25 protein-coding genes and 1 pseudogene are annotated in these 26470 nt (G+C 48.8%); 13 read left to right on the top strand and 13 right to left on the bottom strand.

Annotation, left to right across the window (positions count from 1 at the left end; all coding sequences use genetic code 11):
* Positions 1-18: 18 nt before the first annotated feature.
* The 3 genes from MHI45_RS29560 to MHI45_RS29550 form a co-directional block, all read right to left on the bottom strand.
* Positions 19-207, bottom strand: a complete 189-nt coding sequence (locus tag MHI45_RS29560; RefSeq protein ID WP_038588919.1) for a hypothetical protein — start codon at positions 205-207, stop codon at positions 19-21.
* A 145-nt stretch (positions 208-352) separates the two neighbouring features.
* Positions 353-853, bottom strand: coding sequence for a phosphatidylglycerophosphatase A family protein (locus tag MHI45_RS29555; RefSeq protein WP_076110666.1), 501 nt, complete (start codon positions 851-853; stop codon positions 353-355).
* A gap of 74 nt (positions 854-927) precedes the next feature.
* The gene (locus tag MHI45_RS29550) at positions 928-4656 is read right to left on the bottom strand and encodes a DNA polymerase III subunit alpha (RefSeq protein ID WP_076110667.1); all 3729 of its coding nucleotides are present in this window, start codon (positions 4654-4656) and stop codon (positions 928-930) included.
* A gap of 143 nt (positions 4657-4799) precedes the next feature.
* On the opposite strand from MHI45_RS29550, the gene MHI45_RS29545 reads away from it, so the two are divergent.
* From MHI45_RS29545 to MHI45_RS29535, 3 genes are all read left to right on the top strand, one after another.
* Positions 4800-5123, top strand: a complete 324-nt coding sequence (locus MHI45_RS29545; protein ID WP_038588909.1) for a YtrH family sporulation protein — start codon at positions 4800-4802, stop codon at positions 5121-5123.
* A 7-nt stretch (positions 5124-5130) separates the two neighbouring features.
* Positions 5131-5634, top strand: a complete 504-nt coding sequence (locus MHI45_RS29540) for a hypothetical protein (protein WP_038588905.1) — start codon at positions 5131-5133, stop codon at positions 5632-5634.
* A gap of 96 nt (positions 5635-5730) precedes the next feature.
* Positions 5731-6048, top strand: a complete 318-nt coding sequence (locus tag MHI45_RS29535; RefSeq protein WP_340899472.1) for a YtpI family protein — start codon at positions 5731-5733, stop codon at positions 6046-6048.
* Between the two features lie 127 nt (positions 6049-6175).
* On the opposite strand, the gene MHI45_RS29530 is transcribed toward MHI45_RS29535, so the two are convergent.
* Together MHI45_RS29530 and MHI45_RS29525 are read right to left on the bottom strand one after the other, a co-directional pair.
* A complete protein-coding gene (locus tag MHI45_RS29530; protein WP_340899473.1) occupies positions 6176-7510 on the bottom strand; it encodes a DRTGG domain-containing protein in 1335 nt (444 codons plus the stop codon).
* Positions 7511-7782: 272 nt separating this feature from the next.
* Entirely contained in the window at positions 7783-8064 is a 282-nt protein-coding gene (locus tag MHI45_RS29525; protein WP_076110670.1) for a hypothetical protein, read from the bottom strand.
* Positions 8065-8241: 177 nt separating this feature from the next.
* Between MHI45_RS29525 and MHI45_RS29520 the strand changes: the two genes are divergently transcribed.
* Entirely contained in the window at positions 8242-8817 is a 576-nt protein-coding gene (locus tag MHI45_RS29520; RefSeq protein WP_218642521.1) for a hypothetical protein, read from the top strand.
* Positions 8818-8934: 117 nt separating this feature from the next.
* Here the strand turns inward: MHI45_RS29520 and MHI45_RS29515 are convergent, their stop codons facing one another.
* Entirely contained in the window at positions 8935-9276 is a 342-nt protein-coding gene (locus MHI45_RS29515; RefSeq protein ID WP_340899474.1) for a YlbF family regulator, read from the bottom strand.
* Positions 9277-9520: 244 nt separating this feature from the next.
* On the opposite strand from MHI45_RS29515, the gene MHI45_RS29510 reads away from it, so the two are divergent.
* The 6 genes from MHI45_RS29510 to MHI45_RS29485 are packed head-to-tail and all read left to right on the top strand — an operon-like array spanning position 9521 to position 16214.
* A complete protein-coding gene (locus tag MHI45_RS29510) occupies positions 9521-10888 on the top strand; it encodes a YheC/YheD family endospore coat-associated protein (RefSeq protein ID WP_076110673.1) in 1368 nt (455 codons plus the stop codon).
* A gap of 10 nt (positions 10889-10898) precedes the next feature.
* Positions 10899-12065, top strand: coding sequence for a YheC/YheD family endospore coat-associated protein (locus tag MHI45_RS29505; RefSeq protein ID WP_076110674.1), 1167 nt, complete (start codon positions 10899-10901; stop codon positions 12063-12065).
* A gap of 13 nt (positions 12066-12078) precedes the next feature.
* Positions 12079-13449: a YheC/YheD family endospore coat-associated protein gene (locus tag MHI45_RS29500; protein WP_076110675.1), complete on the top strand. Its 1371-nt coding sequence runs from the start codon at positions 12079-12081 to the stop codon at positions 13447-13449.
* Complete coding sequence (locus tag MHI45_RS29495) at positions 13446-14558, top strand: YheC/YheD family endospore coat-associated protein (RefSeq protein ID WP_076110676.1); 1113 nt, start codon at positions 13446-13448, stop codon at positions 14556-14558. The genes MHI45_RS29500 and MHI45_RS29495 overlap by 4 nt, the downstream gene beginning before the upstream one ends.
* A 25-nt stretch (positions 14559-14583) precedes the next feature.
* Entirely contained in the window at positions 14584-15102 is a 519-nt protein-coding gene (locus MHI45_RS29490; RefSeq protein ID WP_038588879.1) for a hypothetical protein, read from the top strand.
* Positions 15084-16214: a YheC/YheD family endospore coat-associated protein gene (locus tag MHI45_RS29485; protein WP_076110677.1), complete on the top strand. Its 1131-nt coding sequence runs from the start codon at positions 15084-15086 to the stop codon at positions 16212-16214. Before MHI45_RS29490 ends, MHI45_RS29485 begins: the two co-directional genes overlap by 19 nt.
* Before the next feature lie 769 nt (positions 16215-16983).
* Here the strand turns inward: MHI45_RS29485 and MHI45_RS29480 are convergent.
* On the bottom strand, positions 16984-17421 hold the full coding sequence (locus tag MHI45_RS29480; RefSeq protein ID WP_076110679.1) for a hypothetical protein: 438 nt from the start codon (positions 17419-17421) through the stop codon (positions 16984-16986).
* A gap of 226 nt (positions 17422-17647) precedes the next feature.
* Here MHI45_RS29480 and MHI45_RS29475 point away from each other — a divergent pair, with 226 nt between their 5' ends.
* Positions 17648-18370 (top strand): bleomycin resistance protein, encoded by a 723-nt coding sequence (locus MHI45_RS29475; protein ID WP_083675615.1) that lies wholly within the window; start codon positions 17648-17650, stop codon positions 18368-18370.
* Here MHI45_RS29475 and MHI45_RS29470 read toward each other — a convergent pair.
* Complete coding sequence (locus tag MHI45_RS29470; protein ID WP_144024310.1) at positions 18345-18779, bottom strand: hypothetical protein; 435 nt, start codon at positions 18777-18779, stop codon at positions 18345-18347. The two genes, MHI45_RS29475 and MHI45_RS29470, sit on opposite strands and share 26 nt — an antisense overlap.
* A 517-nt stretch (positions 18780-19296) precedes the next feature.
* Here MHI45_RS29470 and MHI45_RS29465 point away from each other — a divergent pair.
* Both MHI45_RS29465 and MHI45_RS29460 read left to right on the top strand, forming a co-directional pair.
* The gene (locus MHI45_RS29465; protein WP_076110681.1) at positions 19297-20760 is read left to right on the top strand and encodes a discoidin domain-containing protein; all 1464 of its coding nucleotides are present in this window, start codon (positions 19297-19299) and stop codon (positions 20758-20760) included.
* A gap of 55 nt (positions 20761-20815) precedes the next feature.
* Positions 20816-21598 carry a hypothetical protein gene (locus MHI45_RS29460; protein ID WP_076110682.1) on the top strand — a complete coding sequence of 261 codons (783 nt, stop codon included), beginning with the start codon at positions 20816-20818 and terminating at the stop codon, positions 21596-21598.
* Here MHI45_RS29460 and MHI45_RS29455 read toward each other — a convergent pair.
* The 5 genes and pseudogenes from MHI45_RS29455 to MHI45_RS35280 form a co-directional block, all read right to left on the bottom strand.
* Positions 21579-23279: a DUF4127 family protein gene (locus MHI45_RS29455; RefSeq protein ID WP_340899888.1), complete on the bottom strand. Its 1701-nt coding sequence runs from the start codon at positions 23277-23279 to the stop codon at positions 21579-21581. The two genes, MHI45_RS29460 and MHI45_RS29455, sit on opposite strands and share 20 nt — an antisense overlap.
* A gap of 905 nt (positions 23280-24184) precedes the next feature.
* Positions 24185-24823 carry a hypothetical protein gene (locus MHI45_RS29450; RefSeq protein ID WP_340899486.1) on the bottom strand — a complete coding sequence of 213 codons (639 nt, stop codon included), beginning with the start codon at positions 24821-24823 and terminating at the stop codon, positions 24185-24187.
* A 217-nt stretch (positions 24824-25040) separates the two neighbouring features.
* Complete coding sequence (locus tag MHI45_RS29445; protein WP_340899487.1) at positions 25041-25427, bottom strand: DUF5071 domain-containing protein; 387 nt, start codon at positions 25425-25427, stop codon at positions 25041-25043.
* 217 nt (positions 25428-25644) lie between these two features.
* Positions 25645-26124 (bottom strand): hypothetical protein, encoded by a 480-nt coding sequence (locus MHI45_RS29440; RefSeq protein ID WP_340899488.1) that lies wholly within the window; start codon positions 26122-26124, stop codon positions 25645-25647.
* Positions 26125-26289: pseudogene (locus MHI45_RS35280) on the bottom strand (ParB N-terminal domain-containing protein); the annotation flags it as partial.
* Between the last annotated feature and the right edge of the window lie 181 nt (positions 26290-26470).

The raw sequence follows: 26470 nt of genomic DNA, 5'->3' as shown, positions 1-26470 counted from the left end.
TGCCATCTTGATGTCTATTCAGGGATGTAAAATTAGATTAAGGACTTCCTGCACTTCCTCCAGTTCTCCTGAAGGAACCAGAATTTCGAACTGCTGCTTGGACATATTGACCGGACGGCACTTTACCATAAATCCTTCTTCCGTAAGCTTGCTCTGAATCATATCCGCCACTCTGGCGGTTGGCGCAATATAGATTACCGTCCACATGCCCTGCAAAGCCTCCCTAATCTCAATTCCCAGCCGTATCCCGTATAATGGAATTATGATAACACAGTTTTCTTTTTTCCCGCAACAGGAGTAAGGCGCAGAAAGCAAGACCAGGGAGCATTATTCACCAAATAATGGGGGTTAATTATTCCGTACCGCTGACATGGGGATACACCTTGGCCCCTTCATGCCGGTGCGCAATTCTGGCGGATGCCGCCGCCGCAATTCCCGCGACAAGATCGTCCAGAAATACATGAATCCCCTGCTCATCATCATTCAGCTTGCCGATGATGCCGAGCTTTATTTTATCCAGATAACCGAAGCCTGTCAGCCCGATCATTCCGTATACGCCGGTGATGCCAAGCGCCAGAGTCTCGTCCGCTCCGTAGAGCGATTCATCCGCTTCCATCACCGCCTGCAGCGGCTGCGGCAGCAGGCCTTTTTCAGCCAATTCATCCAGCGCAACGCCTGTCATCAGTGTGTACTGCACCTCTCGTTTGCCCAGCACCGACTTAACGCTCGATAGACACTCTTCTTCGGTTAAATCCGGATAATACACCGACTGCAAAATATATACGATCTCAGCGATGGACGTTAGTGTGACTCCCCTGCGCTCCAGCAGCTCTGTTGCCATTTGATAGGACATGATGTGATTCCCCTTTCCGCACGGGACAGTTCCCTGTGGTTTCCTAATGTATGCGGAAAAAGGCGGAAATGTTCTTATTTTATTCGGACTGTACCTGCTCCAAGCATCCCCTCGATCGCTGCGAACAGCTCCTGGGACGGCTCAATCCGGTAGCCGTCGCTAAGCGCGAGCAGCTTCTGGTCACGCTCGTAGAACAGCAGGGTGGCTGCAGGGCCGGGATGGGTCTGCAGCAGCGCCTGCAGGCGCGAGAGCAGCGCCGGGTTCTCAGAGTCCGGCGTGATCTTGATAAAGACACGCTGGCTGCTCCCCGCTGCGCCGGAACTCCGGCCAGCGGACTCCACAGCGTCTGCGGCTGCAGGACGCTGGCCTGCCGGCCCCGGCGCTGCGGAGCGCGGGGCTTCCTGCGGCGCCGCTGCTTGCGCGGCAGCGGACCTTGCGGGCGCAGGCGCGGTAACGCCGCCTGCGGTGCTGCGGGCGGCGCCAGGGCCGCCTGCGCCCGCCCGGGAAGCAGACGCGCCTCCGGGTGCGCCTGCCGTCTGGGTGCGGCCCGCGGCGGACGCGCGGGCGGCAGCTGTGCTGCGGCGCTGCAGCAGGCTGCGAATCGTGTCGGCGCCAAGCGGCGCGACCTCTTCGGCCAGCAGCTTGAAGCCCTCGTCCTCCTGCTGCACCTTGGCGCGCAGGGCCAAGAGCGCACCCTTCTCGATCAGGCTGCGGCTCCGCTTCCACACCTCAGGGAACAGCACGACCTCGCAGCGCTCGATCTGGTCCTCCCATTCGACAAAAGCCATCGCTTTGCCGGATTTTGTCGTAATTTCCTTGAGCGACACAACCATGCCTGCCGTTACGATCTGGCTCTCATCCTCGGCCTCGCCGAGATCCATCAGCCGCTGCATGCCCGGCTCCTCCAGCAGCTCCGCGCTGTCGTCCAGCGGATGGCCGGACAGATACAGCCCGAGCAGCTCGCGCTCCAGCTCCAGCTGCTGGCCGATGGTGAATTTCGGGATATCCGGATAGCGGATTTCCCAGTTCGGCATTTCAATCAGGTCGTCGAACAGCTGGATCTGCAGCTCGTCGCGCTCCTTGCGCCATTTCAGCGCGGCATCGACTGTCTCATCCAGCATCGCAAGCAGCTGTGCCCGGTGGCCTTGCAGACGGTCGAAGGCGCCGGCCTGCAGCAGCGATTCTATCACGCGCTTGTTGCAGACCCGGAGATCAACGCGGCGGCAGAAATCCAGCAGGCTGTCGAACGGCCGCTCCTTGCGGACGGCGATGATGTTCTCCACAGCCAGCGTGCCGACATTCTTGACCGCGGCCAGACCAAAACGGATATGGCCGCTGCCTTCTCCCGGCACAGGCGTAAACAGCACGCCGCTCTCGTTGACATCAGGCGGCAATACGCCGATGCCCGTGCGGCGGCATTCCAGCACATATTCGGCCACCTTGCGGTGTGTACCCATTACTGCCGTCAGCATCGCCGACATAAACTGCACAGGATAATGTGCCTTCAGATAAGCCGTCTGGAAGGCCAGCACGCCGTATGCTGCGGCATGGGCGCGCGGGAAGCCGTAATCGGCAAACCTTACAATCATATCATAGACAGCGTTGGCATCGGTCTCCAGATAGCCCAGCCTCAAGCTGCCCTCCACGAAGTGACTTCGCTCTTTATCCAGTGTCTCACGTTTCTTCTTCGACACCGCGCGGCGCAGCAGATCGGCTTCACCAAGCGAGAACCCGGCCATCCGCGAGGCGATTTGCATAATCTGTTCCTGATATACGATGATCCCGTAAGTATCGGCAAGGATCGGCGTCAGATCGGCATGCGGATACTCCACTTCGATTTCGCCGTGCTTTCCGGCAATAAACTTAGGAATAAATTCCATCGGACCCGGGCGGTACAGCGCCAGCACGGAGACTATGTCCTCGAACCCTGAAGGCTTCAGATCCTTCAGCACGCGTCTTACCCCCGCCGACTCCAATTGAAAGACGCCGGTCGTTTCACCCGCACCAAGCATCTCATAGGTTAGCGGATCGTCATCGGGAATGCTGCGGAAATCGGGTGTACTGCCACTCATTTCCTTGATCCAGTTCGTGCAGCGTTCAATAATCGACAAAGTCCGCAGCCCCAGAAAGTCCATCTTGAGCAGTCCGACACTCTCCAGATGCTCCATGGAGTACTGGGTGAGCGCGGTGCTCTCGTTGCCGGCCTGAAGCGGCACAGCATCGGTCAGCGGACCTTTGGAGATGACGACCCCTGCGGCATGTGTGGAAGCATGGCGGGGCATGCCCTCGACCTTCATCGCCATGTCCAGCAGACCTCTGGTCTTCGGATTGCCTTCATACAGCGCCTTAAGATCAGGGCTGCTCTCCAGCGCCCGGGCAATGCTGATGCCGAGCTGGCCAGGAATCAGCTTCGCAGCCTTGTCCACCTCGTTATAGGGCAGGTTCAGCGCCCGGCCCACGTCACGCACGGCCGCCCGCGCTGCCATCGTTCCGAAGGTGATGATCTGCGCCACATGCTCCTGGCCGTATTTATCAACAACATAAGCGATGACCTCATCGCGCCGTTCGTCGCTGAAGTCGATATCAATATCCGGCATCGTGATCCGCTCGGGATTCAGGAAACGCTCGAAGAGCAGATTGTACTTCAGCGGATCGACATCGGTAATCCGCAGACTGTACGCGGTCAGGCTGCCTGCGGAAGATCCGCGGCCCGGTCCGGTAGCGATGCCCTGCCGGTGGCAATAGGCAATGAAGTCCCAGACGATCAGAAAATAATCGCTGAAGCCCATGCTCTCAATGACACCCAGCTCATAGTCGAGCCGGTTCTCGGCTGTTGCCTTTTGCTCCGGCGAGGCCCACAGCGGTGTATCCGCATAACGCTCCTCCAGCCCGCTGCGGCACAGCTCACGCAAATAAGCTGCCGCATCCAGCCCTTCCGGCAGCGGGGAATATTCCGGCAGAATATGGCCCCCGAACGTCAGCTCCAGATTGCATTTCCCGGCAATGGCCCCGGTGTTGAGAATGGCTTCCGGCACATGCGGGAACAGTGCCGCCATTTGCTCGCCGCTTTTGAAAAAGAGCTGGTCCGTCCCGATCTTCAGCCGTTCCTCATCATCCACCGTCTTGCCGGTGCCGATGCAGATCAGCACATCCTGTACCTCGGCATCCTCCTTGGCCAGATAGTGCACATCATTCGTGGCGACCAGCGGAATATCACATTCGGCGGCTAGGGCGATCAGCTTCGGATTCACCCGCTTTTGCTCCGGAATGCCATGATCCTGCAGCTCCAGATAGAAGTCCCCGCCAAAAATCTCTTTATATCTCAGCGCCGCCCGGCGCGCTTCGTCATCGCGCCCATGCAGCAAATGCTGCGGCACCTCGCCCCCCAGGCAGGCGCTGAGGCAGATGATGCCTTCAGCATGCGCGGCCAGGGATTCCATATCGATGCGGGGCTTGTAATGCTGGCCTTCCAGATGGCCGATCGAGATCAGCTTCATCAAATTTTTGTAGCCGGTTTCATCCTTGGCGAGCAGGATCAGGTGGTAGATCGGCTGATCCTTGCGGCTGCCCCGCTCACGCCGCGAGCCGGCAGTCAAATAAGCTTCACAGCCGATGATCGGCTTGATGCCATTAGCCTTGCAAGCTTTATAGAAGGGGATTGCCCCGTACATCACGCCATGATCGGTCAGCGCCAGCGACTTCATGCCGTATTCGCCGGCCCGGCGCACGAGATCGGTAATGCGCGCCGCCCCGTCCAGTAAACTGTATTCGCTGTGCACATGCAAATGCACGTAAGGGCTCATATCCCCACTTCCCTTCAGTCAACAATCAAAACATAAGATGAAACTATTTTATCATATTAAAGGGGGAATCGCCCATAGAATGGAGTAAGAGCACAAGGACAGGCTGAGCTGACGAACAGGCCTGGTCCGGAAAGGGGCCTTGTATGAACGTGTTTTTGAGCAAAGCCGTCCTAGACTTCTTTATTGCCTGCGGCATCGTACTGGGTGGAGCCATGCTGGGCGGAATCGGTGCGGTAGTCTCCCTGCAGCCGCCTACACAGACTATGCTGGATATCGCAGACCGGATTAAAATCTGGGCGCTTGCCGCCGCTGTAGGCGGAACGATTGACCCGATGCGGGTCATTGAGAGCAACATGCTGGGAGGCAACCTCTCCCCCGCCATCAAGCAAATTCTCTATCTAGTATTTGCCTTCCTGGGCGCTCATATGGGCAGCGAGCTGGTCAAATGGGTGTGCGGCAAGGGGTGATGCCGGAATGAGAATTCCCCCGTTCCACCGCTACCGCCGCTTCTCGCAGATTTCCGCCGTTTTTGTACTCGGCATGGTCGCAGGAGCTGTCGCGTACAATGCTATTTTTCATATGGGGTATAATGTGCTCTGGCTGAACAATCAGGATCTTCGTGTGCAGATCGAGCAGTACCGGAAGGATATCCAGACACTCAAAAAATACAACAACACCTCTACCGTCATCCGGGAGATCAAGCTGCGCACAGAGGACAGCAAGGTTAAGGACGGCGCTGCGGCTCTTGATCCCGTAACGACCAAAGAGATTATCAGCAAAATGGTCTCCGACCTTGAACCGATGCGCGGACGCAGCATGTTCGAAATCGACACGGACGGCAAGCTGGCCCGGCTGCTCCTGGACGGTAAAATATACATCGTGCGCGAAAAAGAATACGCGGTCAAAATCCGCACCATGCTCGTCATGGAAGGGGTACTGCAAATCTGGGTGGAAATTAATCCGTATAAGCGCAGCTGAGGTCAATCATGCTACAATAGTGGACAGGTGATATACGGTTACATCATAGGGCAAAACTATCATTTTCCACTACATTGATAAAGGAGCTGCCTGTCCATGATTCTGCTCATCAAGTATGTGCTGTTTGTCCTGCTGGTGGTTTGTATGATCGGTGCCGCCGTGTACAGCTTATCCTCACGCAGAGCGTCAGATCCGATGGAAAAAGGCCGCAAGCGCGCTATTATGAATGTGCTGCTCGGCGCCATGCTGGTGACGCTGTCGCTGATATCGATGTTCCTCTTCCGCGGTTCCACGGTCAATGTCATCGTGGAGGCGGTTTTCCTGGTGATCGGTGCCTTCAACATTTTCTCCGGACTGCGCAGCCACGGATACTACAGCCGGAACAGGAATGAAAATCATTTTACCCGCCATTAGACTGGCGGCATTACCGGCATCCTCAGCATCCTTAAGTGAAACCGGTTCAATTAGAAGACCACCGCTGTATCGTATATGTGTAAAAGACTATCCCGGCGGGATAGTCTTTTTGGTAGAACATGAAGGTTCAGCCGTGGTCGATCGACTGCAGCATCAGCACCGCTTTGGCAACTATTGTGTCATTGTGGGAGATCTCAATTTCCAGCTTGCAGGTCCGGCGGCTGATCTCCAGCAGCCTCGGCAAGACGATAACCGAATGTTCAATCTGCACCGGGCGGATAAAATACGTTGACATATTGTCCAGCACGTAGTCGTTCCCGGTAATGTCCTTAGCCGCCTTGAAGGCGGAAAGCGTCATCAGCGTGGATAACACACCTTCGGAGATGGTACCCAGATCCGTCGCCATTTGCGGTGTGATGAAGCCGTGGAAGAACAGCTTTCCTTCCTCGTCCCGTTCCTCGGCAAAGCCGTTCCAAATCAGGTGGTCGAAAGTCTCCCCGAGCTGCGGCTGATTGCTGACGTCACGCAGGCTCTGCAGTACCTCCCGGCGGGTCAGCGAGCCCACAAGCTTGCGGTTGCGGTCCACGATGGGCAGGAAGTCAATACCCTCCCACATCATGATCTGCGCCGCCGAGGCCAGCGACGTCTGCAGGGCCGCTGTGACTGGGCTGCGGATCATCGCCTTCTCGATGCTGTGCTCCTCGCTGAACTCCTCCACATCCCTGCGGCCGACGATGCCGATAACCCGGTTCCATTCATCCGTAACCGGGAAACGCAGTTCGCCGCTGGTCTGTGACAGCATCCGCAATTCCCCTACGGTGCTTGTGACTTTCAGGGTGTTCAGCCGCGGCTTGTTATCCACGATATCTTCAACCAGCATGATCTTTTTCTTAATCAGCCTGTCAAATATGGCCCGGTTAATCATGGAGGCCACAGTAAACGTATCATGTCTTGAAGAGATCACCGGCAGGTCCAGCTCGTCAGCAAGCGCCTTGACCTCACGGCTTGTCCCGAAGCCCCCCGTCACAAGCACGCCTGCACCCTGCTCCAGCGCAAGCGAATGCACATCATCACGGTTACCCACGATCAGCAGGCTGTCAGCGTCGATATAACGGATCATAGCATCAACCTTCATCGCGCCGATGACATATTTATGGAGATGCTTATTCAGGCCGTTCACTCCGCCGAGCACATGTCCTTCTACTATATCCACTACATCCCCGAAGGTAAGCTGATCGGATATATTCCGCGGCTTCTTCTCAACGCGGACAGTACCGATGCGCTCCTTCGTAATGACAATGCCGAGATTCTCGGCCTCTTTCACTGCACGGTAAGCCGTACCTTCGCTGACCACCATTTCCTTAGCCAGCTTGCGGACGGAAATTTTGGTGCCAACCTTAAGACCTTCAATGTGCTGGAGCAGCTGTTCATGTTTTGTAATGTTATCGCCTTGACCCTCCAACTGTTACACCCCCATAGCCCGATCTGTACTATTCTGTACCTATTATACACGGAGGCAACAGTGGAGTACAACAGCAACGGAAGCTTAGATTTGGCTATATCTGTGAACATATTGCTATACCGGAGCAAGCCTGAAACACACTGCGCCTCAGGCTTCGACTTTACAGCTAAGCAACTACGCAACAACCCCTGCCCCCGCCAAAACGGCGGATGCAGGGGTTGTCCTGACTGCGGAAGAAATTCGGGAACGGGACTACTTTTGGCGGAATTACATCATCTTTCTGCCACACGGGACTCCTCATTCCATTTGCCCTGCCACTGCTCCAGCTTATGCTTGCGGACAGACTCCAGGCGTTTCTGTTTCTCTTCATCCACACCGATTATAAAATGCAAATGTGACGCTATCACCAGAAAGGCAAAAACGCACCAGACCACGCCGAACCCCAGCACCCAGCCAGGCCCGTTCTGAAAGGACAGCTTGGGCAGTGCATAGAGCAGCATGGCCAGTGCCGCCAGCAAATACACACCATGCTTGAACTTGTTTCTTTTCTTCATTACAGACAGCTCCTTCTCTCTTAAAAGGTTGTTCCATGGAATCTATATCTCTACTCTATGAACATGCAGCCGGAATTATGAGACAAGTTGCAAAATACTTCCGGGAAGTAATCTACACCATAGCCTGCACCGTTCTGATATGAGATGATGTTAGCATTACGGGGAGGCGATTCTACATTGAATAACGCATTCAATCATACCGAGTACATAATCCGCAAAAAGGTTTTTTCCATTATGGGCGCTAAGCTGCACATCTACAACAGTTCGGAAGAGCTTGTGCTCTATTCGCAAATGAAAGCCTTCAAACTTAAAGAGGACATTGCACTGTTTACGGACGAGAGTATGGAAAAGGAGCTGTTGCGCATTAAAGCCCGTAATGCGATCGACTTCAGCGCGACCTACGATGTGCATGACTCGGAGACTGGTGAACATATCGGGGCGCTCCGCCGCAAGGGGCTCAAATCGATCCTGAAGGATGAATGGACCATCCTGGATCAGCGGGATACCGAAATCGGGCTAATCAAAGAAAACAGTACACTTATGGCTCTCCTGCGGCGCTTCATCACTCTCATTCCGCAAAAATATAACATTGAGCTTGGGAATACCGTCATTCCTGCCTTCCGGCAAAATTTCAATCCCTTCGTCACCAAAATCATCGCCGACTTCTCCGAGGACCGCAGCGGCCAGCTGGACCGCCGTCTCGGCCTGGCTGCCGGGATTCTGCTCTGTGCGGTGGAAGGCAAGCAGGAGTAATCTTCATCGCTATAAACAACAAACAGGAGGGTGTCCTCTAGCCATCAGGCTAGGAGACACCCTCCTGTTGTTCATACATTGCAGCCACCCCAGGCAGCAGTGTGATCGGATACAGAATTATTGACCGCCGTACATTTGCGACAGGCTGTCGGTGATGATTTTGTTCACGTCCTCGATAACGACACTTAGGCGGCGTTCCGCATCAAACAGGCGACGGATGCCCAGATTCAGGTTCAGCACCTCGAACAGCTTCTCCATCTTCTCCATTTCTTCCTGTGGAGGCATCTCCCCGCTCATCATGCGCTGCTGCAGCTCAATCTGGTTCTGCCGGAAGCTGTCGAGCATCCGTTTGCTTTCCGGATCGGCCTCAATTACCTTCATAGCGCTGGAAATATCCGAAAACTCTGTACTTTCCTTAATGGCTCTCGCCAGTTCATGCGCCTTGTCAATTACGTTCATTATAATTCCTCCTAAAAGTTTTGTAAGCATTGCTTCCTGATTGAGCCTCGTTCAAAACTCGCTTCGGAAGCATCTGCCTAAGTTTTGTAAGCATTGCTTCCTGATTCGCTTCGTTCAAACCCGGCACGGCTTTTTAAAGAATAGGTCAATCACCAAGGGTCAGATGTCTCCATATGATGAATGATATGTAACCCTTAAGATTCATATTGCCGGCATCATGCTGCCTACTGGAAGGAGATCCACGATGTCCAAATTCAAGATCCCGGTCCACACGGTCCACTCGGGCATCCTGCAGGAAAACGCTGTAATGCTGGGCGAAAAATCCATGAAAAAGCTCAAAATACCCGCACACGGAACGATCCGGCTCACGTTCGGCTCTTTCCGGCAGGAGGTCACCGTCATTCCGGTTCCCAAAGCCGACAGTCTGCGCGTAAGCGAAGCGCTGGCACGGAAACTCGGACTGCGGCAACGGCTTTCACTGAACGCTTCATACAGCTCCGGCAGCCGCACCTTGCGGCTCGGACCGCTGATTGGGGTTCTGGTGAGCCGGGACCATCCGGACCGTCCCGAAAGGGTATTCGGCCCGATCACCCTGTTCTGCCGGGAGCTTACCAATGCCTGCCATGCACAAGGCGCCTATGTATATTTCTTTACCCCGGAAGGGCTGGAAACACACAGCTCCTCCATTGAGGGCTGGGTATACGACGAGGGATGGCGGAAGCTGAGTCTGCCTATTGCCGATGTGATTAACAATCGGCTTACGACTCGAAAGGTGGAGAATAAACCTAGCGTACAGCATTTTTTGGCGGATGTAAAATCCCGCTACGGAACTCATTTCTTCAATGAAAAGTTCCTTGACAAGACAGAGGTGTTCGAAGCACTGGCACAGGATGCCGCCCTGCAGCGGTATTTGCCGGAATCGCATGCCTTAACCGGCTTCGCTGTATTAAAAAGAATGTGCAGCAGCTATCCCAGTGTCTTCCTGAAGCCGGTACGCGGCAGCCTTGGAAAAGGCATTCTCCGCATCTCCAAAGATGAGGGGGGCGGCTACCGGCTGCTGTCCACGACACCGCTTGGCACGCGTAAACAAGTCTATCCGACCTTGGCGAAGCTATTTCAATCCATTGCGCCTAAGATGAAAACCACCCGCTACCAGATTCAGCAGGGGCTTCCTCTACTAGAGCTTGGACGGCGTCCGGTAGATTTCCGGGCACTCGTGCAGAAGAACGGCACCGGTAAGTGGGGCGTCACCTCTATAGTTGCCCGTACCGCCGGAAGCAACCATTTTGTCTCCAATCTGGCGCGGGGCGGCACTCTCAGCACTGTCCGCGAGGCCATCGGCAAGAGCGGCCTCTCGTCCGGGACCAAAGAAAGCACACAGCTGCAGCTTCCACGGGCGGCTCTGGCGATAGCCAGGGGTGTGGAAACCTATATCCCCGCGCATTTCGGGGAGCTCGGCATTGATCTTGCCCTGGATCAGTCGGGAAAAGTCTGGCTGCTGGAGGTCAACTCCAAACCGTCCAAAAACGACAACACGCCCCTCAGTGATGTGAAAATCAGACCGTCCGTCAAACAGATGATTCTATATTGCCGCTACTTGGCCGGGTTATAAGGAGGGCATTATGACAGAGACAGCAATGGGGTTCCTTGGCATCATGACGGGCCGCCGCCGCGGGAATCCTCCCATCGCAGAACCGGAGTTCTGCAGTCAGTTATGCCGGGTAGCCCCGCTGTATGATCTGCAGGTGCTTATCTTTCACCCGGAGGGAGTTGCAAGAGACGGCCAATCCATACGCGGCTATATCTGGAATGACGGACAGTGGCAGCCTACCCTGGCAGCTCCGCCCGACATTCTGTATAACCGTTGTCTATACTCAAGCCTGCAGGAAAAAAGATCCGCCGCTTCCGCCCTGGCTGCCTTATCCCGGTCGCTTCCCTGGTCGCGTGGATTACCTGATAAATGGAGCGTCTATGAAATTTTGCGGCGCAGCCGCAGAGCTTCCGCATGGCTGCCCGAGACCAGACTTTACACTGGTACCGGTGATTTGGGCACGATGCTCGCAGAAAGAGAGGACGGCGTTTTTCTGAAGCCAAGGTCCGGTACCCATGGCAAACGCACAATCCATGCAAAGCGCCTAAGCAATAACGAGGGCGGGCGCATAAGCTTAAGAGGTCGTGATGAGGCAAATGTCCCCTTTGAGAAAGGTTTCCGCACGCTGGACGAAGGTCTGGGCTGGATCCATGACTTTATCGGCCCGCGCCGCTATATTATACAGCCTTACCTTCATCTGACCGGCAGCGGAGGACAGCCGTTCGACGTGCGTGTACTAATGCAGAAGAACGGCAGAGGCGTCTGGACGCTTACCGGCATGGCTGTCCGGTTGGGCAGCCGCGGTTCGTTGACCTCGAACCTCCATGGCGGGGGAACAGCGGTTCCTGCCCAGCCCTTCCTGCTTGCAGAATACGGCAAGACGGGAATCGAGCTTATGGAGGAACTTGCAGCAGCATCGGCTTTGCTGCCGCCGCTGTTGGAGGAATCATGCGGCAGGCTGGGAGAACTCGGCCTGGACTTCGGTATCGATGAAGGTGGCAGGATCTATCTGCTTGAAGCCAATTCCAAACCAGGGCGCACGGTGTTCCGGTTGACGGGCGACCGCCGGGCTGCTAAGCTCGCCGCCGAGAACCCCCTGCGCTATGCGCGTCATCTGCTGCTGAATTCAGCAGCAAACCGCAAGCCATCTACGCGGCAGTTCCGTTACAAACGGGAGAATGATATCAATGGTTCCTAAGGAGGATTCATAAATGGGTCTCACTTTTTGCAATGTGCATTTCACCAAGCAGCCCCAAAGAGTTGTCTACGTCTCGGGTGAACTGATGAAAAGCCTGAAACTAACCGGCAAGAAAAATATCCGCCTGCGGCTCGGAAAAGATGCCATTCCGGCAACGATCAAGCCGATCAAACGTGCCGGCAAGCATCTGTTCCTCGCCACTGGAGTAAAGAGTGCAATCAAGGTCCCCAAATCAGGCGGCATCTATCTGCGCAACCTGCAGGATGAAGTACAGCTTGGACCGCTGGTCGGTGTATTGTCCGACGGCCCCGGGTCCTCGACGAGCCCCTTCGGGTCCCGCACCGGCTTTATTAAGCAGCTCCTGCGGGAAGGCAGCAACAGATGTTATATTTTCGCCTTCATGCCGCGTGACATTGACTGGCAGCAGGAGCAGGTGAACGGCTTTTTCCTGAATGCAAGCGGCAAATTCGAACGCAAAGTAGTACCGCTGCCGGATGTCGTATATAACCGTCTGCCCAGCCGCAGAGCTGAGGTATCCCCCTATATTAACCAGTTGCGTGAACGGTTTGCACGCAAGAGAATTCCGTACTTCAACTGGAGCTTTTTCAATAAGGCAGATATCTACCGGCTGCTGGAAAATGACGGGGCAGCAAACCGCTATGTACCGGAAACGCACAGCAACCCTAATCCGGATAAAATGCGGGAGATGCTCGAACGGCATCACTTTGTCTACTACAAACCTTCCGCAGGCAGTCTTGGCCACGGAATCTACCGGCTAACCTACCTGCCAAAGAAAGGCTATTTCGCCCGGTATCGCCGAAGCGGTAAAAATGTGCTGCTGCGGTTTACCAGCTTCGACAGCCTCATGCGCATGCTGCGCGCCCGCCATGGCCAAAGCCTCAGTAATTATGTGGTGCAGCAGGGCATCCGCCTGATTGAAATTGACTCCTGCCCCATTGACTTCCGCTTCCATATGCATAAGAACGGCAGCAATCAATGGGTGGTCGTAGGCATCGGAGCCAAAAAAGCCGGCAGGGGCAGTGTGACCACCCATTTGAAGAACGGGGGCGCCCTGCTGACACCGCAACAGGCCCTGGGCCGCGTATTCGGCGCCAGAGCGGATGAAGTGCTGCAGCGGGCGAAAACAACCGCCGTTAAGCTGGCCGAGTCGCTGGAGACCCAGCACCACCATCTGCTTGGCGAAATCGGCTTTGACCTTGGAATTGACCAGGATGAAGATATCTGGATGTTCGAGGCGAACGCCAAACCGGGACGCTCGATCTTCCGCCATCCTTCCCTGCGCGCTGAGGGCAAAGCTTCCATTGAGCACATCCTGGAGCATTGCCTCTATCTCAGCAAATTCCGCAGGAGGGATGATCTGTGAACAGCCGAATCCCTGACCCGAGCAAACCCGTAATAGCTATACTAACGACCAGTGACAGAGTAAAGCAATTTCGCGGCAACCGCAATAACTTCCGCGATATCATCCGCACCGGCAGAGAAATGGGCTTCCTTGTGTACGTTGTGACTACGCGTGATTTAAAGCTGGAGGAGCGGACGGTGAACGGCTACGTCCCTTCCCCCAGCGGCAAGCTGTGGTACAGCATTCCTGTCCCGCTGCCGCAGGTCATTTATAACCGGATTTCCAATCGTGAAGAAGAAGAAAGAGCACCAGTCGCCCGCAAAATTGCCGAGTGCCTGGAGCATGACCATATCAAGCTCTACAACCCGAGTTTTTTTAATAAATGGGATTTGTTTGAATGGCTGAAGGCATCGCGCGCAACCTCGAAGCATGTGCCCAAAACGAGACGGCTGCGCAGCTCAAACACCCTCATCGCCATGCTGAGTACTCATGACAGCCTCTACCTGAAGCCGGAAAGCGGCAAAGCCGGAAAGGGGATTATGCGGCTTAAATACCGCGAGGATGTAAGCCTGCCCTATAGGCTGCAGATACAGAGCGGCAAAAAGAACGCGACCTACAAAGCGGCCTCCATGGACCGCTTGTGGGCACGGATCAGCAAGGAAAAAAAACAATCCCGTTATATTGTGCAGCAAGCCATTCAGCTCGCAACACACCACGGGCGGCCTTTCGATCTGCGGGTACTCCTGCAGAAGAATGGCCGGGGAGGCTGGGCAGTGACCGGAATCGGTGCAAGGCTGGCCGGCGCCCGGAGCATTACAACCCATGTGCCGCGCGGGGGCAGCATTGAAGAGCCGGCAACCATGCTGGAAGGAACCTTCGGTCCAGAAAGAGCCGCAGCTATTCTCAAGAATGTCCCTACCACCGCGCTGCTGATTGCCCGCCAGATTGAACGGGCCTCCGAAATGATGCTGGGTGAGATGTCCATGGATCTTGGTGTCGATGAGGCCGGTGACCTATGGTTCTTCGAGGCCAACTCACGGCCGATGAAATTCGACGAACCGGCCATCCGCAAGCTGTCCCTGGAGCGGATTTTTCAGTACAGCCAGCATTTGGCCCGCATGAACAAGTAGAAACCTGTAAAGGAAGTGACACGCCATGCAGATATCCTCTATCTATGACAGCAGTCCGGGCCAGTGGAATTCCAGATTGGCCGGGCTGCTGGAATTTTTGAGGGAGTACGGGGAGCAGCGGATTACGCTTCGTGCATGCAGGATGCTGGCCCGTCTGACTCCGGAGCAGCTTGCCGAGCCGGGCGTCTCTCTGCTTGTCGCCACCGTACGCGGTCAAAGCGGCCGTCAGCTGGCAGGCGTGAGCTTCGTATCCGGCTACGGCAAAGAAGCCTGTCTTGTTGCCGTCCATCCTCTATACCGGAACAGACATACCGGTACAGCCCTGCTGTCCGGGCAGCTGGAGCGGCTCGGCCGCCTGGAATGCAACGTCGCTACCGACAATACGGCAAGCCTGAAGATGTGCTTTAACAGCGGGCTTGCCGCTGTGGCATTGAAGAGCGGACCTACCGGCAAGCCCACGCTGCTGCTGCGGTCGCCCCAGAGCAGAGGCAGCGTGGAAATTTACCCACAAGAAGGTGAGCTCCTGTGCCAGAACCCGTCTTAGGCATCCTTACACTGTACCTGAACGACGCCAAACAGCTTGAAGAGAAGAGTGTATACAGGAGGATGATTATTGAAGGCAGCCGCATTGGATTGGATGTCTTTGTATTCACCCCCGCAGATGTGAATCCCGGTAAAGAGTTGATCCATGCAATGGTCTACGATCCGGGGAGCGGCAAATGGTCGCGCAAATGGCGGCCATTCCCGAATATGATCTATGACCGCTGCCGGATCCAGCGCAACGCCCGCTTTCAGCAGCTGCTCAAATTCCGCTCCCGCTATAATCATCTTACCTTTCTGAACCGGCCGCTGCGCAATAAATGGACCGTTCACCAGACCTTTTCGCAGAAAAGCCGCTTCCGCCAGCATATGCCGGAAACTTTGCTATATCAGTCTTCCGCCGATCTGCACCGGATGCTGAAATTCAGCCCTGTTGTCTACGTCAAACCGATCAACGGCACCGGTGGGCGCGGCATCTTGCGGATTGAACGGCAGCGGGACGGCAAGCAGCTCTTCGATATCCAGGGACGCCGCCAGAACCGGCAGATTATTGCCCCCCGCAAGGTGTCGCTCACCCGTCTGGAGTCCATTGTGCGCCAATGGTGCCTCGGCGGACGCTTCCTGGTCCAGCAGGGCATCCCGCTGCGCCTGCCCAGCGGACGCTACCACGACTACCGCATGCTCGTGCAAAAGAACGGCCAAGGCGTGTGGGAGCTGACCGGCATGGCCGGCCGGGTGGGAGCAGCCCGCAGCGTAACGTCTAACCTTCACGGCGGCGGACATGCGGTACGTGCGGAAGTCCTGCTGAAGGAATGGCTCGGCAGCGAAGAAAAAGCAACCAAGGCCATGAAAACGGCTGAAAAGCTGGGGCTTGAAGGGGCCGCTTTCCTTGAGGACAGCTTCGGCGCCCTGTGCGAGCTGGCGCTGGATCTCGCTATCAACCGCGAGGGAAAGATTTATGTGCTGGAGGTCAATCCCAAGCCGGCCCGCGAAGTGTTCGCCCGTACCGGGGACAGCGCCACTTACCGCAAAGCGATGCTGCGCCCGCTGGAATATGCGATGTGGGTGTATAAGAACAAGAACACGCCGAGTCCGGTGAAGACAACTGATGAGTAAATCTGTTACTCAAAACCAAACAACCGCCTCTCTGAGTGATTCAGAAGGGGCGGTTGTTGTTGCGAAAGTTGAGTTTAATTTCAAAAAAACTATTCAGAGGATTGAGACAATATTTACATATACCCCTGGGTACTCTATGGATGCTAGAAGATGCATATACGAAAAGAATACCACACCTCCCTTTAAATTTATAAAGTATGATAATGCAAACATATATCCTAAGAAATGCATTAGTTGTTTTTTGGAAATTTCAATATCCATAGTGCTATAACAAGAACTAATTGTATTAACAAGTACGAAAAAGGAAACAAAATCATCAATTCAACAAAGCCATCGTCAAATTTAAAATCAATAAAACCAGATCCAGTGGCCTTATTCTCTTGAATTTTATTTAGGAAGAACAGAATACTAATACTAGGAATAGTACTTATACAAAGCCAAATTAAATTATATCTAAACTTTCTGGTTACTAATGACATCATGCAAGTTACGTACAGTAGAATTATTAGAACAGAATAAACTATAAATATTTGCCTTATCCCTTCTCCCCCCCACTTTCCTACTTTTAAATCCATAATATGAATAACAAATAAATGCAAAATCACAATAAATAGCACTTGTGAAATTGCTCTTATCCTAGTAATAAATTTGTTTTTCAATTATCTACACCTCACAGTTATGCAGTTATGAATCTGATAGATATTCCTGCTGCAACGCAACCATACACTAATCACCATGGTGCTTGAATGGTGCTTGAATGATGCTTGAATTATGATTTAACTTCTTTTCTTATTTTGATGAGATAATATAAAGCCAAAATAAATTGGATTACTAAAATAATCCCAGGAAGCAGAATGAGCATTTCCACCTGATATTTTGGGAATAATTCAATAGAAACGACAACTGCATCCTCACTATCTCCACTAGTTTGTATTGCTTTGAAAAATAACAAAAGTAAAAAATTTGGGAGCGTAGTTAACAGAAACCAGGTGACATCGTACTTAATCCTCTGAGTCCTTATAAACAAAAAGGAATTAATAAAACATAAAAATAGCGGCACAAAGTATACCTTAAATGAGAATTTTAATAATCCTGTCCCCCAGCCCTCTATCCTTATCTCAAGAAAATAAATCAAAATTAGATGTAATCCAACAACTATTAGTACATAAAGAATGGCTTGGAGTAAGGTCTTTATCAATTTCTCCATTTGTCTCCCCTTTTAGGACAAAATCACATACAGATATCACGATCTCCAATAGACTAACAGACTTTGTAGCCTTCAAATAATCCTTAAAGGTGTTGACGGGTTCATTATGTTTTTCATTGAAAAATAAGGAGATATTCGAGTAACCCTTATCATTTGCACGAATGTTGTACTATTAGAGGGTAAGCTGATTTCTTGAAAAACATTAAACTCTCGGGAGGTTCGAAACTTGTCAACAATCAGTAACGGGACAACAATCCCTATATTTCCTTGCAGCGCCATAGACGAACAGCTGAATTTCTATCAAGCATTAGGGTTTGAAATAACTTATCGGCAAGCCAAACCAAACCTTTACGCTTGTGTCCGTCACCGGATTGCGGAATTACATTTTTTTGTGCTCAAAAAACTGGAACCCGCAAACTCTTACAGTATATGCTATGTAAATGTTCCAGACGTGGATGCTGTGTACAACGAATTTTGCGGGAATCTAAAAAAAGCCTATCACAAGGTCCCTTCCAAAGGTTTGCCTAGGATCACCAAGGTCAATAATCTTGCAGAGGATCGGAGATTCAACCTCATCGACCCTGCCGGCAATCGATTGATAATTGGACAAAAGCATGCCTCATCCATGCCAACTGAACAAGAACCTCCGTCAAGATTTGCCACTGCCTTCGAAACCGCATACCAATTGGCCTATGCCAAAGATAAACCCGCTGACGCAGCGAAAGTGCTTGACCTTGTGTTCTCGAAAGATGAAGAAGCAACATTAACACTACAGTACAAAGCTTTTGTATTACGAGCCGATATTGCTGCATCCATGGATGAAATCGAACTTATGAGTAGTTTTATTGAAAAAGTCGACAGTTTATCTTTGACAGGTGCAGAGCTTGAAGAAGTGGTAGAAGCAACCGCAAGATTAGATGAACTCAAAGCCAAACAACCGCCAATCTGAATGAGTCAGAAGGGGCGGCTGTTTTAGAAATAACAACAGGCCATTCATTCTCAGTTATTTCCATTTCATCACACTCATCATTTGGATAGCAGTATGTAATACCTTTCTCATAATGCACAAATATTTTTATATAATTCGCTTTAGATAGATCATAAAATAATAAACTCACTTTTTTAAATTTTTTGCTTTTAGCCACATCCACAAAAAATTCGACCTCATCTTTTGTAATGGCTCCCTCACTTTGTTTCACTAGTACTACAACATAATATGTTTTTAATTCCTTTACTCTTTCCTCGCTTGTTTGAGAATCGATTAGATATGGAATATGTTGATTGTTAATATCCGCTTGGATTTTGTTTATGAATTTATCATTACTTTCTATACTCACTTTATGGAAATAATCGTCCACATTAGATATCCACCCTAGAACTAGAGGGGCCACAAGAAAAAAGACTATTGAAATAATAAAACAGATTATCATCAGGTTCTGATTATTGTTTTTTATCGAGTGTATTATGAATAGTAGATAGCAGAGCACAATTGCCAATAAGATGAGACTGGGAATTACAGAACTGTCATATTGAGGCTCAATATAATTGGTTCCCCTATTCGTATTGAATACTATATTCACTACTGACAACCAAATTCCCACTCCCGCAACGGCACTAAATATGATGAATAATATGCTAACTAGAACAACCAGGATATATCTCCTCCTTTCGATTTCCCCTTTTAGGTAATTATCGGATTATATCCCTTGTTTGCATACGTACCACGAGGCATTAGGAGGAATTACAATGGCTTCCACTCTTTTGAACCGAATTCCCGTATACAAGTTACATTCAATCTTAGTATAATTTAACAGGAAATTATTTCATTTACCATTGTTGAAAAATACTATGTGACTTATGAAAGGTGCTAAAAGAATGAAGCTTTTAAAAAAAGCATGCTTGATATCGTCAATACTTGTGCTTCTTTGTAACTTGAGCCAAGTGTATGCTGAACCAGCCGATGTAGAGTCATTGAAAAATAACGCCAGCTATTATCAATACTCCAATGGGAGCAGCAGATTGAATTATAAAATATCCCCCTCTGAAACAACTTATTACCTATACGACTCCAACGGCAATACGACTAAAAAAATCAGTTCAAAAAAACCTCCCATGTTTACCTCTTCTGAATATAGTGGTTTTGAAGCTTATAGATTAGGTGACAGCAGCTCTAGCACCTTTTGGTCAAGTAATGGTCACCCTGTAGAAACTGGACAGGAATGGGTTGCTACGGATTTAGGTGAAAATCATATGATTAGTGGAATCAGTTTAACTCCCAGAACCACATTAGGCTTTCCAAAAGATTTCAAAATCCAATTCAGTGATAACGCTGTAACATGGTCTGACGTCCCACATCAGTCTTATACAAACTATGTTAATAACGGTTCTGTGCAATCGTTTAAATTTGATAGTTCAGTGGTGGCCAGATATGTTCGGGTGTATGCAACAAAGTTGGGGAAAGATGATATGGGCAACTATTACTTTCAATTATCCGAGTTCAATGCTGATCTTAGCAATATTGCAGCCTCATCTAGCTTGCAAGGTTGGTCTGTTAACAGATTAACTGATAATAATACCTCCACCCTTTGGTCTACTCCGGCTCATGGGAGTGAATCAGCTACAGAGTGGATTGCCTTCGATTTAGGCAACATGGAGACCGTAGGCAGTATTAGCTTAACTCCCCGAGGAACCTATAGTTTCCCTAAAGATTTCAAGATCCAGACCAGCAATGATGCTTTAACTTGGTCTGATGTTCCAAACCAAAGCTATACCAATTATGTAAATAACGGAAGTGTGCAAACCTTTACTTTTGAGAGCTCAGTACTGGCTAAGTATATCCGGGTCCACGCCACTAAACTAAGTAAGGATGACATGGGCTCGTACTATTTCCAGCTTGCCGAATTCAAGGCTAACATCACCAATGTGGCTGCATCATCAAGCTTAATTGACTGGCCTGCCAGCAGATTATCAGATAATAATACTGCGACTTCGTGGTCAAGTGTGGCACATAACAATGAGTCAAACACAGAATGGGTTATTTTGAATTTAGGAAGTATAAAATCGGTTAGCGGAATTACGCTAACCTCGCGGGCAACCTTAAGCTTCCCAAAGGATTTCAGTATTCAAGCTAGCAATAACGCTATACTGTGGACAGATATTCCAAATCAATCATATGCCAATTATGTTAATAACGGATCTGCGAAGAATTTCAATTTCACTACTCCCGTTTCAGCAAAGTTTATAAGGATTTATGCGGCGAAACTTAATGCTGATGATAGGGGGAGTTATTATTTTCAACTGAATGAAATAAAGGCTACTCTCAGTAGCCTAAAACTCTAATCATAGCAAAAACCCACCTGAATCAGGTGGGTTTTTATCAAGGAGACTTTATTTAATGAAAAAGAAATGGTTTTTTTCTTCTTTCCTCATATTTAATCTCTTGTTATTTAACTTTAATAACTTCATCTTTGCTGATTCTTACGAGCCGGCTCCGAATGAACAGATTAAAACAACTATACAAAATGAATTCAAATTAAAGTATCTTAATTCGTTGAATTCAGTGAAATCAGAATACGGCCTCGATGGAAAAGAAAATTTTGAAAATGTACAATTAAGTTCAGGAACTGCTTACTACAAAATATCTGATAATGCAAATAGTAGTGAGTTAGTTTTTGCAGGTTATATCTTTTCAATAAAGTTGAATAATATAGATGTTGGAACAATTTATTCAAACAATGACTCAGGCTCGTGGGAGATATTCAACATTACTAGTAATATAAATAATGAGCAATCATTTTTAGCAACACAATCATCCCTTAAAGAAGGAGAAGACATAAAACTTGTTAGTGACGTTAGATATGGTATAGATGCTTTATACATCCATGGGATAGCAGGGGAACGCGTAATAGATCTGAACAGCAACAACGCTACATCAGGTAGCCTCCACGCAGAGAATACAATATCCAAATCCGTTTTTGATGAAAAAATAAAAAACATTAAGGAAAAACGGGCTGCTTCTCCTACTAAAAACGGAGTCCTTGAAATGGGGGCAGGACAAGTTAATTTCACTGAACCTGAGGCTACCTCTAATAACCTTCCAGTAATTTTATTTCTTTTTGGCGTTATCTTAGTTATTCCTGTCTTATTTGTCTTAACACTTATTCTAAGGTTACATTAGGACTCAAGGTAATCTCAAAAGCACGGCCCCAAATAAAATCAGGATCATCATGAAGGAGTTCTGCACTGACATATTCCGAAAATGACCAAGTGGTTCCACAAATCTGGCGGACGTTATAAGCCGTTCCAGAACCGCCGTTAAGGAATGTACTTTTCCCGGAAAGTGAGGCTGTATGCGTCTGCATCCGCTCCCTCAGCACGTCTTGTAAATGCAAATAGTCTGCTGGACTATTGAACAAAATCATATTTTGATCTGCAATCGTAGCGATATTTGTATACAAAGAATTGGCTCTCGAGTACTCCCGGATTTCACCAATGGCCAACGTTTTGTAATAATAGTCTTTCAAGAATCGCTTAAACAAAAGCGTACCGTGAGCGTTGACTGCTGAACTGAGTGCCTCAGCATCTTTTTCCGTAACCAAGTACGTATACCGCGCCTGGCCCATACCCAGTGCAATCCCGATCTTGTTACCTGGTGTGTTCCAGCCACTGTATCCTAAAATACTCCCCGTATGCTCGCTACTCAGCAATGCTTCGGTTACAGTGGCATTCGCTGCGCCACCACCCACGAAATCAATGACTACAGTTGGAACGTGCTGGGTACTATTGGCAGCAATCCGGCTGACCGCAGCCGTTACCTGATTCGCAGCAGTTATCGCGATAATTTCTAAGGTAGGTGAAGTGCTCACAGACTTTCCGCCAACAATATCCACATGACGCAAAATATTTTGATGCACATCCATATATTCATATGGACTGGTGATGGTGGAGCCATGTGGTCCAAAGTATTGCACGGCATACCTTGGCTTTATTCCGCAGCGGTAGAGCTGATTCGCCATACGTGCCACTAGCGCCTGCCCCAGTCCGTCTGCATCTGGAAGAATAATAGCCCGATCTGGGTTTTGACCATTCGTTCCGCCAAGACAAGTATTGATGCGCCCTTCCAGAAAGTTAATCTCATTGATTTGTACCCCCTGCGTATTGGCATCATCGACACCCACCGCAAGGAAATCAATGTATCCCGCTTGGACCAGCTTCTCTAGAATGTAACGATTACTCTTGAACTTGTGCTGTCTGGTATTGTAATACTGGTCTTTATTAAAATGGGCCGTACTGCCATAAGAACCGGTTGGCGACAAGTGATATCCGGTGAGAATATCAGCAAACTGTGAAAAACTTTTCCGTGGCTGCAACATGAAACTGCGTGATTCTGTATAGGCTTCAAAGGTTAAACCTTCTGCATAAATCGTTGTGGCCAACCTCAAAATGGTATCCATTACATAGACCGGCTTCTTAGGATAAGATTGTTTAACTAAACGAATCACGTCGAGCAAATTCGTGATAGTCGCATCATAATCCGGGTAAGCTCCGCCTGCACTCGTCCGAAGACGGCGACTTCCGATCAAGCCCCCATAAGCTAGCATATCTGTTGAGATGATAAAGCCATCTACAGAGGCTGCATTATCAAGAATAAACTGCCGGATGTTTGCGGTATTTCCATAGGCGGGCGAAGAGGTCGCCAGTAATGTTGTTCCCGATGCTGTCTTTTGTGAATCCAGCCGGTTTCTAAGGTCGCCCACGCTTGGCGTGATCACATTGATCCCCGCCGATCTCCCTTGGACAATGACATCATCCAGATTGACCGGTCTATCATCCAACGGTACATACAGTACATTTTTCATTTTTATCAAGCTCCCTCCTAAACCCATGTCGTTCTCCTTTATTTGCGCCTTCACTTACAGGGTAATTTAAGCGGACGTAATACAACCAAAAAAAATATTTTGTTTGTTGTTCGTCCAGCGAGGTACTGGGGCACCGGGGGGCAAAAAAAAGACCTTGAGGACTATTATATCCTCAAGGTCTTACACCGAAAACCTGTTATTGTATTTGCCTTTTTAACTCTTCAATATCATCAGTAGTTTTTAGCATGCATTTCTTTAAGTACTTTTTTCGAAGCTTTTGCAATTGATTTTTTCAAAAAGTAAACTTCTGTATCAAGTGAAGCAACTACCTCCAAGCCAAACCTTATTTCTTCGTATAAAATGATGTTCTAACAGGTGAAGATTCATGTGATTTTATGCATTTATTCCACCCTGTCAAAATGAGGAACGAGTGCAAAGCAAACTAAACAAACTGACGCCAGTGGAGTACCGGCGCCGCTTTGCAGCCTAGGTGTTTTTTCAAAGTTTATTTTTGGGATCTTGACCGCTAGTCCTAAGCGTGGTTGTCCATCAGAAATTAGTGGTTTAAGTTTTAAAGTTGTCCTATAGGGTTCCAATTGGGATGAGATTTCCTACCCTTGGAAAACCATAAACATCCTCCATTAACCCATTTCTCGTTTCATATCTTGTATACAATTTTTTATCATCCATATCGTCATCATCAAAGCCAAAGTGAAATCCACAACATCGACATATATTCGTCATGTTGATCTCCCCAAGATAATCAAAAATCCCTACATTATCACCAGCTTGCCTTTGCAAAAATGTTACAACTAAACATTACCTTGGTTTCAGAACCCCAAATTTTTGTGACCTGACCCAAGCCTCGGTTCTTGAACGCAACTTATCTTACGCCAATATTATTTCTATGATAAATACACAGCCTCATCAATAAAGTCTTCAACAATCGATAAGTTTAATACGGGAATAAGTATTATCCTGTTACTTCTTCTTAGTACATCCGAACAATGGGCCAACCTTCCTCTTATTAAATTTTTCCACTCATCGTCCAACCACGGAAAACAAAAAACTTGCTTTCCATGCGCCAATCCAATAGCGGCTGAAGCATTCCATCGTTCGTTACTGATATACCTTATCTCCCGATCCAGTCGTGAAGGTGAAAGCTCAAAAGAATCAACTAATTCATCAACAGTATAATCAACTGATGTTCCCCTCTCCAGTTGTTCTCGTACTGTCAATTGTCTTTTAAACAAGCCTCCTTTAAGACCCTCTCCAACGTACCAGCCGTTTGTATAAAGCAGGTTCCTCTCCACCAGCCGATCATTTATTAGGATTTCGCCTTGGAACTTCTTGCAATTACCTGAAAGTAAATAGGATAAAGCCCAGCCACCCTTGGTTGGTTGGCCTACAATACCATAGACTTTTCCTGAATGAAACCGACAGGAAAAGTGCTGAAGCTGATCTGTCCAAGAAACAAAATTTCGCATAGTCGGTTTACATTTTACAGATATATCTTGCATTTCAAGAGAAGCAATTTGTTCCACTATTTAAACCTCACTTTTCTAATATTTGTGATATTAAGCGGCCCATTCGCAGCTCTTGCTATTTGTTGCAATTCGAGGCTACGGTCCTATCAATACTCAGTACACCTCGCGGTATTTCGAATTCAATAACAGTCTCCAGTGAACGGGCCCCGGAATTCCTTGCTTGAGCCAATGTGGCTTCAAGGTCCTTTTTTTTCAAATAATACAATATCCATATTTACTGTAGAAGCGCTAAAATCTCGGTTGCCTCTTCGTCAACATATTCTTGTCTTTCACGTTCAGTAGGGTTTAAAGCTAACCTTTTTAGATCAGCCTCCATTTCCGATAATACAGTTGGTGGTAATTTGTTCACCAAATTCACAAGTATTGAGTATTTCCAACAGTCATCATTAGAATCGAAAATCCCCCTTAGATAAGGTATTAATTCAGTGCCTAAGGGAACGAGCATATCTCCGATTTCCTCTGTAATTGGCCAATTTGAATCTTTAGTCCACTCTAATAGATCAGAAATAATAGGTTTAATTATGTTTATATCCAATGTTTTCAAAGTATTAACTGAATTGAGATCGAATTTATCCTTTGGGATTAAACTATTGATATCCATTACTATTCCCCCTACTTAAAATTATTTTTAACTGTAATTGCCTTTAAACTAAAGTTAGATAATAAGGACTAACCTCGGCATTCTCTCTTGATTCCATCCATAACATGGTGGTATCTGATGATTTGGTGAAGCATAGCAGCCCGACTCATTCAGCACTGGTTGGGGGATACAATAAAGAAAAACCACATGGAGTTGTCCACTCGCATGTGGTTCTATACTATTTAAATAGCTTTCTAAAAATACTTTTCTTACTTTTTCCTTTAATAAAGTTGTAAAATCTTTCTCTTGGTAAGCATTTAACATTCATTGAACCATATCGAATGTTAAACTCTTTATATTTTTCTTGGTACAATTCATTAATAAAAATCAAAAAATCCTCTTGACTCGAAAAAGTAAGACAATTACCATCATGATCCTTCAACAATATTGGAAAAATGTGATTGTTAATCATTGATGAAATTTCATAAATTTTAAGAGAGCAATCATGAAACCAAGAAAAACAGCCCTCAATTGAAAGTTCCTTTATAATTTCAAAGTCCGAATGTACTGTCATAATCAAAAATTCTTCCACTTCATATTCATTTGCACTATTCGAACTATATTTAATCTTCATCTCATTTAGTTTATTTAGAAATTCATTTTTTGAAATGCCATTGTCTACAACGGATAACTTAATATAGAAACTCTCTGCTCCCATTTATTTCTCCACCTTAATAGGTACTTGTTTTAGACCAGCTTGCTGCGCTGGCCACCAACGATGATGGCCATCCACGATCTGCATAGTCCCATCATCAAGTATTCTCACTAATATTGTACCATTCTGATATATATATTCTCTAGCTGATTTCAATGCCTCTGTATTATAATTACCACGATTGTAATCAAATTCATCTAATGGATTTCACCAAATTCGATATATTCGTTTTAATCTTTTCATAAGAATTTAATAAGCTATACAGATTGCAAATAATAGACTAACCGATCTACTCCAAACACCAAACAGGGTAAGAATAGTAACTTTAACCCAAGGTGGCGATGAAGAT

Source organism: Paenibacillus sp. FSL H3-0321 (genome assembly GCF_038002865.1).
Taxonomy (GTDB): domain Bacteria; phylum Bacillota; class Bacilli; order Paenibacillales; family Paenibacillaceae; genus Paenibacillus_AQ.
The sequence above is the reverse complement of the archived record's forward strand: the minus strand, read 5'-3'. Positions and strand labels throughout refer to the sequence as shown.

Coding starts and splice junctions, on each gene's coding strand:
- MHI45_RS29560 (WP_038588919.1), bottom strand. CDS start 207: ATGTGGACGGTAATCTATATTGCGCCAACCGCCAGAGTGGCGGATATG.
- MHI45_RS29555 (WP_076110666.1), bottom strand. CDS start 853: ATGTCCTATCAAATGGCAACAGAGCTGCTGGAGCGCAGGGGAGTCACA.
- MHI45_RS29550 (WP_076110667.1), bottom strand. CDS start 4,656: ATGAGCCCTTACGTGCATTTGCATGTGCACAGCGAATACAGTTTACTG.
- MHI45_RS29545 (WP_038588909.1), top strand. CDS start 4,800: ATGAACGTGTTTTTGAGCAAAGCCGTCCTAGACTTCTTTATTGCCTGC.
- MHI45_RS29540 (WP_038588905.1), top strand. CDS start 5,131: ATGAGAATTCCCCCGTTCCACCGCTACCGCCGCTTCTCGCAGATTTCC.
- MHI45_RS29535 (WP_340899472.1), top strand. CDS start 5,731: ATGATTCTGCTCATCAAGTATGTGCTGTTTGTCCTGCTGGTGGTTTGT.
- MHI45_RS29525 (WP_076110670.1), bottom strand. CDS start 8,064: ATGAAGAAAAGAAACAAGTTCAAGCATGGTGTGTATTTGCTGGCGGCA.
- MHI45_RS29515 (WP_340899474.1), bottom strand. CDS start 9,276: ATGAACGTAATTGACAAGGCGCATGAACTGGCGAGAGCCATTAAGGAA.
- MHI45_RS29510 (WP_076110673.1), top strand. CDS start 9,521: ATGTCCAAATTCAAGATCCCGGTCCACACGGTCCACTCGGGCATCCTG.
- MHI45_RS29505 (WP_076110674.1), top strand. CDS start 10,899: ATGACAGAGACAGCAATGGGGTTCCTTGGCATCATGACGGGCCGCCGC.
- MHI45_RS29500 (WP_076110675.1), top strand. CDS start 12,079: ATGGGTCTCACTTTTTGCAATGTGCATTTCACCAAGCAGCCCCAAAGA.
- MHI45_RS29490 (WP_038588879.1), top strand. CDS start 14,584: ATGCAGATATCCTCTATCTATGACAGCAGTCCGGGCCAGTGGAATTCC.
- MHI45_RS29480 (WP_076110679.1), bottom strand. CDS start 17,421: ATGGAGAAATTGATAAAGACCTTACTCCAAGCCATTCTTTATGTACTA.
- MHI45_RS29465 (WP_076110681.1), top strand. CDS start 19,297: ATGAAGCTTTTAAAAAAAGCATGCTTGATATCGTCAATACTTGTGCTT.
- MHI45_RS29460 (WP_076110682.1), top strand. CDS start 20,816: ATGAAAAAGAAATGGTTTTTTTCTTCTTTCCTCATATTTAATCTCTTG.
- MHI45_RS29455 (WP_340899888.1), bottom strand. CDS start 23,279: ATGAAAAATGTACTGTATGTACCGTTGGATGATAGACCGGTCAATCTG.
- MHI45_RS29445 (WP_340899487.1), bottom strand. CDS start 25,427: ATGGATATCAATAGTTTAATCCCAAAGGATAAATTCGATCTCAATTCA.
- MHI45_RS29440 (WP_340899488.1), bottom strand. CDS start 26,124: ATGGGAGCAGAGAGTTTCTATATTAAGTTATCCGTTGTAGACAATGGC.